General features: G+C 67.5%; 15 protein-coding genes. 8 read left to right on the top strand and 7 right to left on the bottom strand.

Annotated features, from left to right (window positions below; all coding sequences use genetic code 11):
- Nucleotides 1–155: 155 nt before the first annotated feature.
- On the bottom strand, nucleotides 156–2,903 hold the full coding sequence (metH, locus tag KB879_RS00640) for a methionine synthase (protein ID WP_211980541.1): 2,748 nt from the start codon (nucleotides 2,901–2,903) through the stop codon (nucleotides 156–158).
- Between the two features lie 17 nt (nucleotides 2,904–2,920).
- Nucleotides 2,921–3,982 carry a homocysteine S-methyltransferase family protein gene (locus KB879_RS00635; protein ID WP_211980540.1) on the bottom strand — a complete coding sequence of 354 codons (1,062 nt, stop codon included), beginning with the start codon at nucleotides 3,980–3,982 and terminating at the stop codon, nucleotides 2,921–2,923.
- A gap of 229 nt (nucleotides 3,983–4,211) precedes the next feature.
- On the opposite strand from KB879_RS00635, the gene KB879_RS00630 reads away from it, so the two are divergent.
- A complete protein-coding gene (locus KB879_RS00630) occupies nucleotides 4,212–4,604 on the top strand; it encodes a rhodanese-like domain-containing protein (protein WP_010812890.1) in 393 nt (130 codons plus the stop codon).
- Nucleotides 4,605–4,676: 72 nt separating this feature from the next.
- Here the strand turns inward: KB879_RS00630 and KB879_RS00625 are convergent, their stop codons facing one another.
- The 4 genes from KB879_RS00625 to KB879_RS00610 all read right to left on the bottom strand — a co-directional run bounded on the left by KB879_RS00625 (nucleotide 4,677) and on the right by KB879_RS00610 (nucleotide 7,941).
- Nucleotides 4,677–4,934 (bottom strand): DUF3567 domain-containing protein, encoded by a 258-nt coding sequence (locus KB879_RS00625; RefSeq protein WP_010812891.1) that lies wholly within the window; start codon nucleotides 4,932–4,934, stop codon nucleotides 4,677–4,679.
- A gap of 225 nt (nucleotides 4,935–5,159) precedes the next feature.
- A complete protein-coding gene (locus KB879_RS00620) occupies nucleotides 5,160–6,002 on the bottom strand; it encodes an alpha/beta fold hydrolase (RefSeq protein ID WP_211980539.1) in 843 nt (280 codons plus the stop codon).
- 51 nt (nucleotides 6,003–6,053) lie between these two features.
- Nucleotides 6,054–7,049 (bottom strand): DUF3108 domain-containing protein, encoded by a 996-nt coding sequence (locus tag KB879_RS00615; protein WP_249221231.1) that lies wholly within the window; start codon nucleotides 7,047–7,049, stop codon nucleotides 6,054–6,056.
- A gap of 58 nt (nucleotides 7,050–7,107) precedes the next feature.
- Nucleotides 7,108–7,941 (bottom strand): IclR family transcriptional regulator, encoded by an 834-nt coding sequence (locus KB879_RS00610; protein ID WP_013955232.1) that lies wholly within the window; start codon nucleotides 7,939–7,941, stop codon nucleotides 7,108–7,110.
- 180 nt (nucleotides 7,942–8,121) lie between these two features.
- On the opposite strand from KB879_RS00610, the gene KB879_RS00605 reads away from it, so the two are divergent.
- The 7 genes from KB879_RS00605 (at nucleotide 8,122) to rfaE2 (ending at nucleotide 15,450) form a co-directional block, all read left to right on the top strand.
- Nucleotides 8,122–9,120, top strand: coding sequence for a tripartite tricarboxylate transporter substrate binding protein (locus tag KB879_RS00605; protein WP_211980538.1), 999 nt, complete (start codon nucleotides 8,122–8,124; stop codon nucleotides 9,118–9,120).
- Nucleotides 9,121–9,202: 82 nt separating this feature from the next.
- A complete protein-coding gene (locus tag KB879_RS00600) occupies nucleotides 9,203–10,183 on the top strand; it encodes a fumarylacetoacetate hydrolase family protein (RefSeq protein WP_153956615.1) in 981 nt (326 codons plus the stop codon).
- 122 nt (nucleotides 10,184–10,305) lie between these two features.
- Nucleotides 10,306–11,139 carry an enoyl-CoA hydratase/isomerase family protein gene (locus KB879_RS00595; RefSeq protein WP_013955229.1) on the top strand — a complete coding sequence of 278 codons (834 nt, stop codon included), beginning with the start codon at nucleotides 10,306–10,308 and terminating at the stop codon, nucleotides 11,137–11,139.
- A gap of 74 nt (nucleotides 11,140–11,213) precedes the next feature.
- Nucleotides 11,214–12,011, top strand: coding sequence for a polyhydroxybutyrate granule multifunctional regulator PhaM (phaM, locus tag KB879_RS00590; protein WP_211980537.1), 798 nt, complete (start codon nucleotides 11,214–11,216; stop codon nucleotides 12,009–12,011).
- A gap of 37 nt (nucleotides 12,012–12,048) precedes the next feature.
- Entirely contained in the window at nucleotides 12,049–13,314 is a 1,266-nt protein-coding gene (locus tag KB879_RS00585; RefSeq protein ID WP_211980536.1) for a patatin-like phospholipase family protein, read from the top strand.
- Nucleotides 13,315–13,514: 200 nt separating this feature from the next.
- Nucleotides 13,515–14,378, top strand: coding sequence for a ferritin (locus KB879_RS00580; protein WP_013955226.1), 864 nt, complete (start codon nucleotides 13,515–13,517; stop codon nucleotides 14,376–14,378).
- Between the two features lie 577 nt (nucleotides 14,379–14,955).
- Nucleotides 14,956–15,450, top strand: coding sequence for a D-glycero-beta-D-manno-heptose 1-phosphate adenylyltransferase (rfaE2, locus tag KB879_RS00575; protein ID WP_211980535.1), 495 nt, complete (start codon nucleotides 14,956–14,958; stop codon nucleotides 15,448–15,450).
- Nucleotides 15,451–15,465: 15 nt separating this feature from the next.
- On the opposite strand, the gene KB879_RS00570 is transcribed toward rfaE2, so the two are convergent.
- Entirely contained in the window at nucleotides 15,466–16,179 is a 714-nt protein-coding gene (locus tag KB879_RS00570) for an SPOR domain-containing protein (protein WP_211980534.1), read from the bottom strand.
- Nucleotides 16,180–16,181 lie beyond the last annotated feature (2 nt).

Below are 16,181 nucleotides of genomic sequence, written 5' to 3'. Positions count from 1 at the left end.
GTGAGGAGTTGAAAGGCTCTGTAAGGAGTTGTGAGGCGCCTGGCACATCGCCCCGGCACGGCTTTGCAGGCCGCCTGCAGCGGTTTTCCCTGTTGCATCAACGGGCTGGCGGCGGGGCCATGCCGCCGCCCCTGCCGCCCTGCCGTCGCACCCGGTTACAGGTTGGGGGCCAGCGCTCGCTCCAGCGTGGCGCGGTCCTCGTGGCGGCGCGCCGCCATGTCGTCGAGCTGGTCCTGTCCAATCTTGCCGATGGTGAAGTAGGTCGACTGCGGATGCGCCAGGTAGAAGCCGCTCACCGATGCGGCCGGCGTCATCGCCAGCGACTCGGTGATGCCCATGCCGATCTCGGGCGCGTCCAGGAACTCGAACATCGGGCCCTTGACGGTGTGCTCCGGGCACGCCGGGTAGCCAGGCGCCGGGCGGATGCCGCGGTACGACTCGGCGATCAGCTGCTCGTTGGTGAGCTGCTCGCCCGCGTCATAGCCCCACAAGTCCTTGCGCACGCGTTCGTGCAGGCACTCGGCAAAGCCTTCGGCGAAGCGGTCGGCCAGGGCCTTGAGCATGATCGCGCTGTAGTCGTCGTGGTCGGCTTCGAACTGCGCTTCCTTCTTCTCCACGCCCAGGCCCCCGGTCACGGCGAACAGGCCGACGTAATCGGCAATGCCGCTGTCCTTCGGTGCCACGAAGTCCGCCAGGCAACGGTTGGGGCGGCGCACGCCATCCACCACCGGACGCTCGCTCTGCTGGCGCAGGTTGTGCCAGGTCAGCGCGACCTTGCTGCGGGTCTCGTCGGTGTAGATCTCGATATCGTCATCGTTGACGGTATTGGCCGGCAGCAGCGCGATCACGCCGTTGGCGGTCAGCCAGCGGCCCTGGATCAGGCGCGACAGCATCGCCTTGCCGTCCGAGAACACCTTGCGCGCCGACTCGCCGACGATCTCGTCGTTGAGGATGTCGGGGAATTTGCCGGCCAGGTCCCAGGTCTGGAAGAACGGGCCCCAGTCGATGTAGTTGGCCAGTTCCGCCAGGTCGTAGTTGCGGAACACGCGCCGGCCGATGAACTTGGGCTTGGGCGGCACGTAGCTGCTCCAGTCGATCGGGGTCTTGTTGGCGCGCGCCTGCGCCAGCGTCACCATGGGCGTAGCCTTCTTGTTGGCGTGCTGGGTGCGGATGCGGTCGTAGTCGGTCTTCAGATCATCCAGGTACTTGGCCGCACCTTCATCCGACAGCAGGCTCGACGCCACGCTGACCGAGCGCGAGGCGTCCGGCACGTACACCACCGGGCCTTCGTAGTTGGGCGCGATCTTGACCGCGGTATGCACGCGCGAGGTGGTGGCGCCGCCGATCAGCAGCGGGATCTTCTTCACGCGGAAGTAGTCGTCGCGCTGCATCTCCGAGGCGACGTAGGCCATCTCTTCAAGCGACGGCGTGATCAGGCCCGACAGCCCGACGATGTCCGCGCCCTCGACCTTGGCCTTGGCCAGGATCTCGTTGCACGGGACCATCACGCCCATGTTGACCACTTCAAAGTTATTGCACTGGAGCACCACCGACACGATGTTCTTGCCGATGTCGTGCACGTCGCCCTTCACGGTGGCGATCACGATCTTGCCGCGCGCCTTGACGTCCCCGCCGGCTTCGGCCAGCAGGCGCTTTTCTTCCTCGATGTAGGGCAGCAGGTGTGCCACCGCCTGCTTCATCACGCGCGCGCTCTTGACCACCTGCGGCAGGAACATCTTGCCCGCGCCGAACAGGTCGCCGACGATGTTCATGCCGTCCATCAGCGGGCCCTCGATCACCTCGATCGGGCGGCCGCCGCGCGCCTCGACCTGCTGGCGGACCTCTTCGGTGTCTTCGACGATGAAGGTGGTAATGCCATGCACCAGGGCGTGCGCCAGGCGCTCGCCCACCGGCACTGGCTGCTCGGGCGTGCCGCGCCAGGCCAGGTTTTCTTCCTTCTTCGCGCCGCCGCCCTTGAAGCGGTCCGCAATTTCCAGCAGGCGGTCGGTGGAATCTTCGCGGCGGTTCAGGACCACGTCTTCCACGCGCTCGCGCAGCTCGGGATCAAGCTGGTCATACACGCCGAGCTGGCCGGCGTTGACGATGCCCATGTCCATGCCCGCGCCGATGGCGTGGTACAGGAACACGGTGTGGATCGCCTCGCGCACCGTGTCGTTGCCGCGGAACGAGAACGAGACGTTGGACACGCCGCCGCTGACCTTGGCATACGGCAGGTTCTGCTTGATCCAGCGCGTGGCCTCGATGAAGTCCACCGCGTAGTTGTTGTGCTCCTCGATGCCGGTCGCGACCGCGAAGATATTCGGGTCGAAGATGATGTCTTCCGGCGGAAAGCCGACTTCATTGACCAGGATGTCGTAGCTGCGCTTGCAGATCTCGGTCTTGCGCTGGAAGGTGTCGGCCTGGCCCTTCTCATCGAAGGCCATCACCACCGAGGCGGCGCCATAGCGGCGGATCAGCGCGGCGTGGTGGCGGAACTGTTCCTCGCCCTCCTTGAGCGAGATCGAGTTGACCACTGGCTTGCCCTGCACGCACTGCAGGCCGGCCTCGATCACTTCCCACTTCGACGAGTCGATCATGATCGGCACGCGCGCAATGTCCGGCTCGGAGGCGATCAGGTTCAGGAAGCGAACCATGGCGGCCTTCGAGTCCAGCATGGCCTCGTCCATGTTGATATCGATGATCTGCGCGCCGTTCTCGACCTGCTGGCGGGCCACCGCCAGCGCCTCGTCGAACTGGCCGTTCAGGATCATGCGCGCGAAGGCCTTGGAGCCGGTCACGTTGGTGCGCTCGCCGACGTTGACGAACAGCGTGTCGTCGTCAATGGTGAAAGGCTCGAGGCCGGACAGGCGCATCGGGCGCGGGGGCAGTTGGTTGTCGCTCATGTTGTCGGGCTCCGGGCTCAGGCGGCGTCGCGGTACTGGCCGGGCCAGGTGCGGGGGGTCTTGTTGGCCACGCGCTGGGCGATCGCGGCAATATGCTCGGGGGTGGTGCCGCAGCAGCCGCCCACCAGGTTCACCAGCCCGGAGGTGGCGAACTCTTCCACCAGCGACGAGGTGACCTCGGGCGTTTCGTCGAAGCCCGTGTCGCTCATCGGGTTCGGCAAACCCGCGTTCGGGTAGCACGACACCGCGGCATCGCAAACCTTGGCCAGCTCGGCGATATAGGGGCGCATCAGCGTTGCGCCCAGCGCGCAGTTCAACCCGAAGGTGATCGGGCGGGCGTGGCGCAGGCTGTTCCAGAACGCTTCCACGGTCTGGCCCGACAGGATCCGGCCCGAGGCATCGGTCACCGTGCCGGAGATCATCACCGGCAGGCGTTCGCCGGTGTCCTCGAACAGCTGGTCGATGGCGAACAGCGCCGCCTTGGCATTGAGCGTGTCGAAGATGGTCTCGACCAGGAACACATCGGCGCCGCCTTCCAGCAGGCCCTTGCCCTGTTCGTAGTAGGAATCGCGCAGCTCTTCGAAGCTCACGTTGCGCGCGCCCGGGTCGTTCACGTCGGGCGAGATGCTGGCGGTCTTGGGCGTCGGGCCGAAGGCGCCGGCGACAAAGCGCGGCTTGTCCGGCGTGCTGTACTTGTCGCAGGCGGCACGCGCCAGGCGCGCGGCCTCGACGTTCATCTCGTACGCCAGGTCCGCCATCTTGTAGTCTTCCTGCGCCACGCGCGTGGCACCGAAGGTGTTGGTCTCGATCAGGTCGGCGCCGGCGGCCAGGTACTGCTCATGGATCTCGCTGATGACCTGCGGGCGCGTCAGCAGCAGCAGTTCGTTGTTGCCCTTGACGTCCACCTTGTGTTCCGCGAAGCGCGCGCCGCGGTAGTCCGCCTCGGTCAGCTTGTAGCGCTGGATCATGGTGCCCATGGCGCCATCCAGGATCAGGATGCGTTCTTGCAGCAGCCGGGGCAACTCGGCAGCCCGGGTGTAGGGGCGCGGCGCGGCCGCGGTGGATTCAGGGGCACTCATGGCGGGGACTCTGGAAAGGCGGGCCTGCGGCGTATCCATGGCTGGATCGGCGCCGGGCCGCTGCTGTGGCCGATGCTGGCCAAAGAGGGACGATTTTATCAGGTGTATCAAGGCCTTGCGGCTGTCCGCGGTGGCCCGCGGTTGCCTGTCCGGCCCGGTGGCGCCTACACTGAGAGACGTAACCGTCACCGCCCCGGGGCGCTTCGCGCTGCCCCCTTCCTTGACCGACATGCAACATCTCTCCCCCGCCGACGCCCAGGACCTGCTGGCGCAATCGCCCGAGACGCTCTTTATCGACTGCCGCAGCGAGATGGAATACCTGTTCGTCGGCCATCCTAAGGGCGCGCACAACGTCCCCTGGAACGACGGCCCGGACTGGGAGGTCAACCCGCATTTCGTGCAGATGGTGAAGAAGCTGGCGGGCCAGGCGTCGGCGCGCCCGGTGCTGCTGATCTGCCGCAGCGGCAACCGCTCGTCGGCGGCGGCGCGGGCACTGGAGGGCGCGGGCTTCTCCAATGTCCAGTTCGTGCTGCACGGCTTCGAGGGCGACCTCGATGCGCAGCGCCACCGCAACACGGTCAACGGCTGGCGCCATGACGGGCTGCCGTGGGAACAGTACTGAGCGCGGCCCGCAGCGCCCGCCACCAACAAAAACGCCCGCCGAAGCGGGCGTGATCGTTCCAGGCAAAGCCGCTCAGTGCATCACCAGCGGGTGCATCATCACATTGTCGAACTTGCCGAGAAAATCGTCGACTTCCTCCACGGATGGCTCGCTTTCAATCAGGCGTTTGACGTCGGCGCGAAAGCTCTCGGCCAGATGGCCGCCGAGGAAGATTTCGCGCTTCAGGTTCTTGTCGACGATTTCATAGCCACCAAACTCAAGCGGCGCCTGATCGACATCCGCACCAAATTCCACGATGCAGTAGTTGTCGCTGTTGTAGATCATTTGCATGGCACACCTCCTGGGCGTCATGGATGGGCGGCATGCCCTTGTGGTTCTTGCCTCAGTTGATGCCTTGAGGGGGCGCCGCGGCTTTACCTCCAAACTTGGGGTGACCGGCGGGAAATCAAGTTATTGGTGTGGGTCACCTCGTTGCCACGATTTTCTGCCTTACATGAATTGGGCATCGGCCAATGCAACAAGTTTCTTGAGCCTTCCACATCAGTGTGTTGCTTGTCACGGAACGTCGCACTGCCCCCCGCATGCGGCATTCCCAAGAAAGGCGTCCAGCGCGGCATGGAAGCGCTCGGGCTGCTCCACGTGCACCAGGTGCGCCGCTTGCGGCACTACCTCGAGCCTGGCACCGGGGATGGCCGCGGCGATGCTCTGTGCCATCGCCACGGTTGCGCCCTGGTCCTGCTCGCCCGCTACTACCAGCGTAGGACAATGAATGCGGGAAAGCGCGCCGGCGAGGTCAAAAGCCATGATCGCCTCGGCCACACCCACATATCCACGTACCGGCGTGCCCACCAGCCTGTCGCGAATGCGCGACACCTGGTCGCGATGCGCCTCTTGGAAGGCCGGCGTCAGCCAGCGCCCGAGGGTGGCATCGGCCATGCCGGCCATGCCATGGGCCTCGGCCTGGCCGATGCGGTTGTGCCACATCGGGTGCGCCTCCATCGGGGTCTGGCTGTTGGTGGCCACCAGCGCCAGCGACAACAGCCGCTCGGGATGGCGCAGCCCCATGGTCTGCCCGATCATGCCGCCCACGGAAATCCCGCAGAAATGCGCCTGGGGGATCTGCAGCGCGTCCATCACCGCGACCACGTCGTCGGCCAGCCGCGTCATGGTGTAGGGCCCGAGCGGGGCGTCGCTGGCGCCGTGGCCGCGCATGTCAGGGCGCACCACGCGATAGCGGCCCGCCAGGTGCTGCGCGGTGGCGTCCCACAGCGTGTGGTCGGCAGCCAGGGCGTGGGCCAGGATCACCCAGGGCCCGTCCGCCCCGTCCACGCGCACGTGCAGGTCGGCGCCTTCGGCGTGGATGCGGTGGGTTTCGACTGGTGGCGTGGCAACGGTCATGGCTGGGCTCCTTTCGGTTAGATGATGCGTCGGGAGGCGCGCGCCGCGGTCCTACTGCCCTTCCTTGCCGCGGTACACCAGGTCGATCTGGGTGCCGTCGGGCTCGGTCTGGCGCAGGCGCACCGGCATCCAGCCCAGCGACTGCGCTAGCCACAGCTCGACGCGGCGCCGGTCATTGGCACGGCGCTGCAGCCGTACAAAGTGCTTTGCGCGTATCACGCCGCGGCCGGTGTCGATCTCGTCTTCTCCAACATACTGCACTTGCATGGGTTCCACATCCCGCGTGTCGGCCACAAGGAACGTTTCCGTCACTCCCGGGGTGACATATCGCTGGGGATTGCCGCGCACCAGCCCCACCAGCTGCAGGAATACGCTGAAGCGGTCCTGCGCGCCGGGCGGGAACTGGGCCTGCGAGCCCGAGGCCAGCACTGCGGTGCCGGCCGCGGCATCGAAACGCGAGGACTCGGTCTTGTTGCGGCGGCGTTCTTCGTAGCGTTCCGGCAACAGTCCCTGCACGGCCATCGCGCCGCCGCTCTGGAAGGCAAAGCGGAACCACAACACGCGGGTTTCGACCGCCAGCCGGTAGCGGCTGCCGTCCTGCTCCCAGCGGATCAGGCCGTCGGGGTTCTGCACGCCGTTGACGAAGCTGGCGTAGTGCATCGTCGCCGACGGCGGCGGGTCGTAGCGCACGCCATCGACGCCGCCCTGCGGGCCGCCGGATGGCGCGGCGGCAGGGGTGGCAGGCTTGGCCGCGCTGCCTTCGCCGCCGCTGCCCGAAGCCATTTCGGTCGCGCCCTGCGGGCTGGTGGCGAGCGCGGGAGCGGGGGCTTCCTGCGGCTCGGCTTCCGGGGCCTGCTCGGCCGGCCTGGGCTGCGGGCGCGGGCGCGGCATCGGCCGCGGCGCGGGCGGGGCTGGCGGCCTGGGCGGCGGCAGCAGCACCGCTTCCAGCGTGGGCGTGCTGCTGACATCCATCGGGATCAGCGGCCCCGGCATGCGCACAAAGCCCACCACGGCCAGCACGTGGACCAGCAGCACCAGGGCGATCACGATGATCCAGCGCCGCCGGCGCCAGACGCGGGGATCCGCGCCGGGCCGGGCGTGGAGACTAGGATTGGCCGGTTTCTCCGGCCGGGGTGGCTGCACCAAGGTAGCCAAGTTCCGATGAGAGCTGTTGGGCGATGTCACGGATGCGACGATCCATCGTACCGCCCCATTCTGCATCGAATATGCTTTGCGCGCCCAGTACGATCAGCCCCATGGCCAGGTGGCCGTTGGCGTCGAACACCGGCATCGAGAACGCATTGATGCCCGGCAGCACGCCGCCGAGCGTGCGCGCGGCGCCATGCGCGCGCACCTCGGCGCAGATCGCGTCGTAGTCGGCCAGTGAGCGCGGCATGTCGGGCACGCCGTCATTGCCGCGCGCGCCCAGCTCGCGCTCGATCAGCGGCAGGGTCTGCTTGCGCGGCAGGTAGGCGCCGTACAGGCGGCCGGTGGCTGAGTTCAGCATCGGCATCACATCGCCCAGGCGCAGGCTGACGGTGACGGGATGGCTGGATTCCTCCCAGTGCACCACGGTGGGACCGTGGTTGCCCCACACGGCAATGCCGGCGGTCAGGTCCAGTTCATCGCGCAGCTGCGACAGGATCGGGCGCGCCTTCTTGACCGGATCGAGACGGTTCAGCCCGGCCAGGCCCAGCTGCAGCGCGAACGGGCCCAGGTCATAGCGCCCGCTGACGGGGTCCTGCGCCACGGCGCCCAGCCGCATGAAGCTGACCAGGTAGCGATGGGCCTTGGCCGGGTTCATGCCGGCGGCGGCGGCCAGGTCGCGCAGCATCATCGCGCGCGGCGACACCGCCAGCGCCTGCAGCAGCCTGAAGCCCACCTCGATGGACTGGATGCCGGAACGCAGCTTGGTGTCTTCTTCTTCGATCTCTGACATGCGGCGGATGGTTGGCTATCCCCGGGGGCTGGGGAAATTCGTAGGTAAATTTACTATAGCGAAATCGATTTACCAATTTTTAAGCCATCGGTAGACTTTCCTCGCAACAGACCTGGCCGGCGGCATGCCCCTCGTGCAAGCCCGCCCGAACCGGGCCCCTTTTTAACACGGAGACAACCGATGCGCCCCCTTGGCTACTTTCGCCCCGCCCTCGCCGCATTGACGGCCGCTACCCTGTTTGCCGCCCTGTTCACCGCCAGCGCCCCCGCACGCGCCGACGACTGGCCGTCGCAGCCGATCCGCTGGGTCGTGCCCTATCCCGCCGGCGGCGGCACCGACGTGGTGGCGCGCACCGTGGCCCAGGCCATCACCCCGGGGCTGGGCAAGCAAGTCGTGATCGACAACCGCCCCGGTGCGGCCACCATCGTCGGCGCCGATGCCGTGGCGCATGCCAAGCCCGATGGCTACACCGTGCTGACCGCCGACACCGCCACGCTGGCCGCCAATCCGTCGCTGTACAAGAAGCTGCCGTACAACCCGGACAAGGACTTCGTCTACATCGGCCAGCTTGCGCGCTTCCCGCTGGTGCTGGTGGCCAATCCCAACTTCCCGGCGCACACGCTCAAGGAAGTGGTCGAGTACGCGCAGAAGAACCCGGGCAAGGTCAATTTCGCCTCGCCGGGCGCGGGCAGCCCGCACCACCTGGCGATGGAACTGTTCATGGACCAGACCCGGGTCAAGATGACGCACGTGCCCTACAAGGGCGCGGCGCCGGCGGTGCAGGACCTGCTCGCGGGCCAGGTCGACCTGATGTTCCTGGACCTGGCCTCGGGCCAGCAGAATGTGCAGGCCGGCAAGCTGCGCGCGCTCGGCGTGGCCACGCCCAAGCGCCTTGCCGTGCTGCCCAGCGTGCCGACCGTGGCCGAGGGCGGCGTGGCCGGCTTCGAGGCTTACGCCTGGCAAGGCATGGTGGCGCCGGCCGGTACGCCCAAGGCCGTGGTCACGCGCCTGAACGCCGAGCTGGTCAAGGCGCTGAAGACGCCCGAGGTGCAGAAGAAGCTGGAAGGCGTGGGCGTGGAGGCGGTCTACAGCACGCCCGAGGAATTCGCCAGCTACGCGCGCGCCGAGGGCGAGCGCTGGGGCAAGCTGATCAAGGCCAAGGGCATCACCGTCGACTGACTGGCGCGCGGGCGGGCCACGGTAGACTAGTGGCCATTGCGCCTGCCCCGCGGGCGCCCCCGATCCCTACCGCACTGCATCCATGAAACTCGCAACCCTGAAGGACGGTTCGCGCGACGGCCAGCTGGTGGTCGTGTCGCGCGACCTGAAGACCGCCCACTACGCCACCGACATCGCCGGCAAGCTGCAGACCGTGCTGGACGACTGGCCGTTTTACGCGCCGCAGCTGCAGGACCTGTACGACGCGCTCAACGCCGGCCGCGCGCGCCACCCCTTCCCATTCGCCCCCAAGGACTGCATGGCGCCGCTGCCGCGCGCCTACCAGTGGGCCGACGGCTCGGCCTATGTCAACCACGTCGAGCTGGTGCGCAAGGCGCGCGGCGCCGAGATGCCGCCCGAGTTTTGGACCGACCCGCTGATGTACCAGGGCGGCTCTGACGACTTCGTCGGTCCGCAGGACGATATCGTCTGCGCCAGCGAAGCCTTCGGCATCGACTTCGAGGCCGAGGTGGCCGTGATTACCGGCGACGTGAGGATGGGCGCCACGCCCGAGCAGGCCGGCGAAGCCATCCGCCTGGTGATGCTGGCCAACGATGTCTCGCTGCGCAACCTGATCCCGGCCGAGCTGGGCAAGGGCTTCGGCTTCTTCCAGAGCAAGCCGGCCACGGCATTCTCGCCGGTGGCGGTGACGCCCGACGAACTCGGCGAGGCCTGGCGCGAGCGCAAGGTGCACCTGCCGATGACCGTGCACTGGAACAGCAAGAAGGTGGGCCAGCCCGACTGCGGCACCGACATGGTGTTCGACTTCGGCCAGCTGATCGCCCATATCTGCAAGACCCGCAACGTGCGCGCCGGCAGCATCGTGGGCTCGGGCACGATCTCCAATGTCGACCGCACGAAGGGCTACTGCTGCATCGCCGAGAAGCGCATGCTGGAAACCATCGATGAGGGCAAGCCCGTGACCGAGTTCATGAAGTTCGGCGACGCGGTCAAGATCGAGATGTTCGACGCACAGGGCCATTCGGTATTCGGCGCGATCGACCAGCTGGTGGCACCGGCCTGACGCACGTTGGGGCCGCGGGGTGCGGCGGCGAGCCGGATATGCATATAATTAACCGACCGATCGGTTGGCAAATCAACGATGCATGCGGCGCGCCGCTAACCCCCGTACTTCTCAGGCCCCCAATGACTACCCCCACCGCTGACTCCACACCCCTCTCCCCCCGCTACGAGCGCTATCGCGCACTGACGCTGCGCCGCCACGGCCCCATCCTCGAAATCATCATGGGCGCGGCCCAGTCGGCCAACCAGAAGCTGGCCACGGCCGACGCCAACATGCACCGCGAGCTGGCCGAGATCTGGCGCGACGTCTCCGCCGACCCCGAGGTGCGCGTGGCGCTGATCCGCGGCGAGGGCAAGGGCTTCTCGGCCGGCGGCGACCTGGCCCTGGTCGAGGACATGGCCAACGATTTCGAGACCCGTACCCGCGTCTGGCATGAGGCGCGCGACCTGGTCTACAACGTCATCAATTGCGACAAGCCGGTGGTCTCCGCCATGCACGGCCCCGCCGTCGGCGCCGGGCTGGTGGCCGGCCTGCTGGCCGATATTTCGATCGCGGCAAGGACCGCGCGCATCGTCGACGGCCATACCCGGCTGGGCGTGGCCGCGGGCGACCATGCCGCCATCGTGTGGCCGCTGCTGTGCGGAATGGCCAAGGCCAAGTACTATCTGATGCTGTGCGAGTCGGTCAGCGGCGAGGAAGCCGAGCGGATCGGCCTGGTCTCGCTGGCGGTGGAAGAGGACGAACTGGTGGCGCGCGCGTTCGAGGTGGCCAACCGGCTGGCGGCCGGGTCGCAGACCGCGATCCGCTGGACCAAGTATGCCCTCAACAACTGGCTGCGCATGGCCGGCCCCGCCTTCGATACCTCGCTGGCGCTTGAATTTATGGGCTTTGCCGGCCCCGACGTGCACGAAGGCGTGGCGAGCCTGCGCCAGAAGCGGCCGCCACAGTTCAGGTAACGACGACGCAGCCGCCGGCCCGACGGGCCCTCCTGGCCAACCCCGGGGCTGCGCCGCACACGGAGCGCTCGACCATGTTCGGACAGATTCCCGATTTCACCAACGGCTTTGACTTCATGCGCCGGCTGTGGGGCAGCGGCAGCGGCATGCCCGCCGGCCTGATGCCCGGCCTGCAGGCGATGACGCCGCCGATGGACCTCGACGACCTCGACAAGCGCATTGCCGACCTGAAGGCCGTGGAGAGCTGGCTGCAGTTGAACACCAACCTGCTGCGCACCACCATCCAGGGCCTGGAAGTGCAGCGCGCCACGCTGGTGGCGCTGCAGACCTTCGGCAACGCGCTGTCGCCCGACGCCATGCAGTCCGCGATGGAAAACGTCGCACGCGCGGCCAACACGCCCAGTGCCGCGGCGCCGGAGCGCGCCGCCGGCGCGGATGGCGGCAGCGGTGCGCAACCTGAGCCGCCTGCCGCCGAGCAGCCGCAGGCTGCGGCAAGCGACACCGATTCCGCCTTGCCCCCCAACGCCGCGCTGTGGTGGGACCTGCTGCAACAGCAGTTCAACCAGATCGCCAGCAGCGCCGCCGCGGCCAGCATCGCCCCGTTCGGCATGGGCGGCTTCGGCGCCGCGGCCGGCCCCGAAGCCGCAGCGCAAGCGGCTGCGGCAAAGCCGAAGACGGCCGCGCCTGGCAAGGCCGCCTCCGCCGGCACGGGCAAGCCTGCCGCCAGGAAGGCGCCTGTAAAGAAGGCGCCGGCCAAGAAGGCAGCCAAGGCAAAGCCGGCCAAGGACGCGGGCAACGGCGATGACAATGGCAAGAACGGCGGCAACAACGGCGGCGGCGGCCACGGCCCCAACGGCAGCAGCGCAGCCTGACAGCCAAAAACTCCCAACAATTCGCCACGCCAACGCAATGCATCGCGAGTCCTTCCCGGCCCCCCACCCCGCGCTGCAATCCGGACCCAACCCCGCCGCCACCGCGCTGATCATGATGGGCGGCGGCGCGCGCGCCGCCTACCAGGCGGGCGTGCTGAGCGGGCTGGCACGCATTGCCGCGCGGCACGGCAAGGGCCATGGCGCGATGCCCTTCGGCATCATCGCCGGGACCTCGGCAGGCGCGATCAACGGCGCCGGGCTGGCGATCCAGGCGGGGGACTTCCAGGCCGCCACACAGAGCCTGGCGGCGCTGTGGCACAGCATCCATGCCGACGACGTCTACCGCACCGACGTGCTGCGCGTGGGAATTTCGGGCGCGCGCTGGCTGTCGACGCTGGCGCTGGGCTGGGCCACGCAGCGGCGCGCGCCCCGTGCCCTGTTCGACAACACCCCGCTGGGCAGCATGCTGGGCGAGCTGTTCGAGCCCGAGCGCGTGCAGGCCAGCCTGGACAGCGGTGCGCTGCATGCCTTCGCGGTCACCGCGCTGTCCTACAGCACCGGGCGCCACGTGACCTTCTACCAGTCGCACCACCGCATCCATCCGTGGCACCGCAGCCAGCGCATTGCGATCCCGGCGCAGATCACGGTGGACCACCTGCTGGCATCGGCGTCGATTCCGTTCCTGTTCCCGGCGATGCCGCTGGAGCTGGACGGCCACCATGAGTGGTTCGGCGACGGCACCATGCGGCAGATGTCGCCGCTGTCGCCGGCGATCCACCTGGGCGCGTCGCGCGTGCTGGCGATCGGCGCGGCCTCGCGCCAGCGCTCGGGCTGGTACGACACCATGCCGGCCGGCGGCTACCCGTCGCTGGCGCAGGTGGGCGGGCAGGCGCTGGCCAGCATCTTCCTGGACGGACTCAACGCCGACCTGGAGCGGCTGCTGCATATCAACCGCTTGCTGGCGCGCATGCCGGAGCTGGCCGGCGACCGCGAGGGCTGGCGCCCGGTGCAGGTGATGACGATCGCCCCCAGCGAGCCGATCGAAGCCATTGCCGCCGAGCACCAGAAGCAGCTGCCGCGCACGGTGCGCGCCCTGCTGGCGCCACTGGGCGGCACCGAGGCGCGCGGCGCCGCCTTTGCCAGCTACCTGCTGTTCGAACCCGCCTTCACCCAGGCCCTGATGGCGCTGGGCGAGCGCGACGCCGAGGCCCAGGCGGACGAGCTGGCGGCGTTCCTGTTCGGCATCGTCCCGGGCACGCCACCGGCCGCGCTGCCGGCGGGCGAGCGCGCGCTTTCGCCCTGAGCACCCGCCAGCACATGGCGTGCGGCCAGGCGCCGCGGCTGGCACATTGACGTGTCATCGTTGCGCTGATCGCCCGCAATATGCTGCCGGCTGCGCCAAATCGCGTCAAAAAGCGTTGCATTTGCCCCGATCCGAACTAAAAAAGGAGAAGAGAATAATTCGCATCTGGTAGAATCTGCCCGTAATTTCAAAGGTTTACCATGCTCTACCCCGAACTGTTCAAATCGTTGGAAGCCGTCCGCTGGCACATGGACAAGGACATCCCCTGGGATACCTTTGACGCCAGCATGCTGACGGACGACCAGGCCAAGACCATTCGCATGAACGCGATCACGGAATGGTCCGCCCTGCCCGCGACCGAGATGTTCCTGCGCGACAATCGCCACGATTCTGATTTTTCGGCGTTCATGAGCATCTGGTTCTTTGAGGAACAGAAGCACTCGCTGGTGCTGATGGAGTACCTGCGCCGCTTCCGCCCGGACCTGGTGCCGACCGAGGAAGAACTGCACGCGGTGCGCTTCGAGTTCGACCCGGCCCCGCCGCTGGAAACCCTGATGCTGCATTTCTGCGGCGAGATCCGCCTGAACCACTGGTACCGCCGCGCCGCCGAATGGCACACGGAACCGGTGATCAAGCATATCTACCGCACCCTGTCGCAGGATGAAGCCCGCCATGGCGGCGCCTACCTGCGCTACATGAAGAAGTACCTGGCACAGTTCGGCGACAGCGCGCGCGCCGCCTTTGCCAAGATCGGCGTGCTGATGGCCTCGGCCCGCCGCACCGAGAAGCCGCTGCACCCGACCAACCTGCACGTCAACAAGGCGCTGTTCCCCAACGACACGGTGCAGTCGCGCCTGCCGGACCCGGACTGGCTCGAGCACTGGCTGGACGAGCAGATCCGCTTTGACGAAGGCTGGGAGAAGAAGGTCATCGAACGGATCCTGCACAATATGTCGCTGCTGTTCGAACGCACCTTCGAAACGGTGCAGGACCTGAACCGTTACCGCAAGGAACTGAACGCCAGCCTGCAAGGCACGGGCGGGGCCCAGCCGGCGCAAGCCTGAGCGGCCAGTCCGACAGCACGAAAAAAAGCCCCGCCGAAGCGGGGCTTTTTTTTGCCCTTCTATTGCCTGGACGCATTCCCGACAAATGCGACCCGCCGCGGCGCACCGGGCCTGATCCGGTTGTGGCGGGTATTCTGCATGACTGTTTTCCTAATCCTGGAAAATCAAGCGCCTGGCATGATAAACGAGCCGACTACGATGCAGGTAGTAGCCGGTTACTACATCATTCATTCCCGTCCCATGTACTGCCATGCTGTCACGCAGCGGCGGCAAACCCATGGCTGGCGCCCGTTCGTCGAATAAACTTATATCCGAAAATAAAATATTTAAAGCACGCGACGATTATCCTGACACTCAATGCGCTGTAAATCCAGCATTACGAATTCATTTAATTCGTGGTGTCATGCCTCGCAGTTCCCGGTGTGGCAGCAGGCCAGGCCGGTTGTCGATCCGGCAGGCTGTGCGTGACGGGGTAACCAGGGCCCACCGCCGGCAGAGATCACAAGAAGGGGTACCATCTCGGGCAAGCACGCCGGCTCCGACCAGGGGCTGGCCTCCACTTTCCGATGCCGACCCCATGTCCGTACCCGCTTTCGAATCCAAGCTGACCCTGCCTGACACCCCCGCCGCGCTGGCCGCGCGCATCGCCACCTTGCCGCGCCCGCTGGTGTTCACCAATGGTGTCTTCGACATCCTGCACCGCGGCCATGCCACCTACCTGGCACAGGCGCGCGCACTGGGCGCGAGCCTGGTGGTCGGCGTCAACAGCGATGCTTCCGTGAAGATGCTGGGCAAGGGCGACGACCGCCCGCTGAACCATGAATCGGACCGCATGGCGCTGCTGGCCGCGCTGGAGTCGGTCGACCTGGTCACGATGTTCCGCGAACAGACCCCGGTGGAACTGATCCGCCTGGTGCGCCCCGACATCTACGTCAAGGGCGGCGACTACGACATCGACACGCTGGAAGAAACCCGGCTGGTGCGCAGCTGGGGCGGCCAGGCCTACGCCATCCCCTTCCTGCACGACCGCTCGACCACCAAGCTGCTGACCAGGGTACGCCAGGGCAGCTAAGGCTGATCAGGTTGCTCAGGAGCAGGCCAGCACGTCCTCGGCGCCGTAGCGCTGGCGCATGGCCTCGAGCCGGGCGCGCGCCGCATCGTCGGCATCGCGCACGCGCAGCCACTGCCGCGTGAGCGGCCGCGCGGCGTCGGTCAACATGGCGGTGCGCACGCCGTGGCCGCGCAGGGAATCGAGATATTGCTCGGCATGCTCGCGCTCGCGGAAGAGGCCCAGCGACACCGTATAGGTCGTGGCCTCGGGCGTGCCGGCGGTCACCAGCGAGTACTCCGTCACATTGCGCCGGCGCAGTTCGGCCAGCTTGCGCTCGGCATGCTCGCGCGTGGGCTGCGCGGGCAGATGGACCCACCAGCGCACCTGTTCCTGCCGCGCGAACGCTTCCACGCGCAGCGCGGCGGCGGCCAGGTCTTCAGTGGCGCGGCGCGCCGCCTGGGCGCTGAAGCCACCGATCTCGATGCAGGCAGCCAGCGTGGCCGACGGCAGCGCGCTGCGCGGTGCGGCATCCGCCGCTGGTGCCGACGCTGGTGCCTGCACCCGCATCCGTTCCCCACGTACCTGCTGCTGCAGCCGCTGCGGCTCACGCGGCGTTTCAAACCAGCCGGCCAGCGGATTCGCGCCGAACACCCCGAGCACCGCCCCCAGCAGCATGGCATTGGCGAGCAGCAGCAACAGCGGGACGATGCGCGGCGAGCGTGGCCGGGCGGGCTGGCCTGGGGCGGTCATGG

Origin of the sequence: Cupriavidus sp. KK10 (genome assembly GCF_018223725.1) — a bacterium.
Lineage (GTDB): Bacteria > Pseudomonadota > Gammaproteobacteria > Burkholderiales > Burkholderiaceae > Cupriavidus > Cupriavidus necator.
Note: the sequence above shows the minus strand (reverse complement) of the source record. Positions and strands in the feature narration are given on the sequence as shown.

Excerpts from the sequence above, each read along its gene's own strand:
- KB879_RS00595 (WP_013955229.1), top strand. The coding sequence starts at position 10,306 with ATGACTACCCCCACCGCTGACTCCACACCCCTCTCCCCCCGCTACGAG.
- KB879_RS00610 (WP_013955232.1), bottom strand. The coding sequence starts at position 7,941 with ATGTCAGAGATCGAAGAAGAAGACACCAAGCTGCGTTCCGGCATCCAG.
- KB879_RS00570 (WP_211980534.1), bottom strand. The coding sequence starts at position 16,179 with ATGACCGCCCCAGGCCAGCCCGCCCGGCCACGCTCGCCGCGCATCGTC.
- KB879_RS00605 (WP_211980538.1), top strand. The coding sequence starts at position 8,122 with ATGCGCCCCCTTGGCTACTTTCGCCCCGCCCTCGCCGCATTGACGGCC.
- KB879_RS00585 (WP_211980536.1), top strand. The coding sequence starts at position 12,049 with ATGCATCGCGAGTCCTTCCCGGCCCCCCACCCCGCGCTGCAATCCGGA.
- KB879_RS00600 (WP_153956615.1), top strand. The coding sequence starts at position 9,203 with ATGAAACTCGCAACCCTGAAGGACGGTTCGCGCGACGGCCAGCTGGTG.
- KB879_RS00625 (WP_010812891.1), bottom strand. The coding sequence starts at position 4,934 with ATGCAAATGATCTACAACAGCGACAACTACTGCATCGTGGAATTTGGT.
- phaM (WP_211980537.1), top strand. The coding sequence starts at position 11,214 with ATGTTCGGACAGATTCCCGATTTCACCAACGGCTTTGACTTCATGCGC.
- metH (WP_211980541.1), bottom strand. The coding sequence starts at position 2,903 with ATGAGCGACAACCAACTGCCCCCGCGCCCGATGCGCCTGTCCGGCCTC.
- rfaE2 (WP_211980535.1), top strand. The coding sequence starts at position 14,956 with ATGTCCGTACCCGCTTTCGAATCCAAGCTGACCCTGCCTGACACCCCC.
- KB879_RS00635 (WP_211980540.1), bottom strand. The coding sequence starts at position 3,982 with ATGAGTGCCCCTGAATCCACCGCGGCCGCGCCGCGCCCCTACACCCGG.
- KB879_RS00630 (WP_010812890.1), top strand. The coding sequence starts at position 4,212 with ATGCAACATCTCTCCCCCGCCGACGCCCAGGACCTGCTGGCGCAATCG.
- KB879_RS00580 (WP_013955226.1), top strand. The coding sequence starts at position 13,515 with ATGCTCTACCCCGAACTGTTCAAATCGTTGGAAGCCGTCCGCTGGCAC.
- KB879_RS00620 (WP_211980539.1), bottom strand. The coding sequence starts at position 6,002 with ATGACCGTTGCCACGCCACCAGTCGAAACCCACCGCATCCACGCCGAA.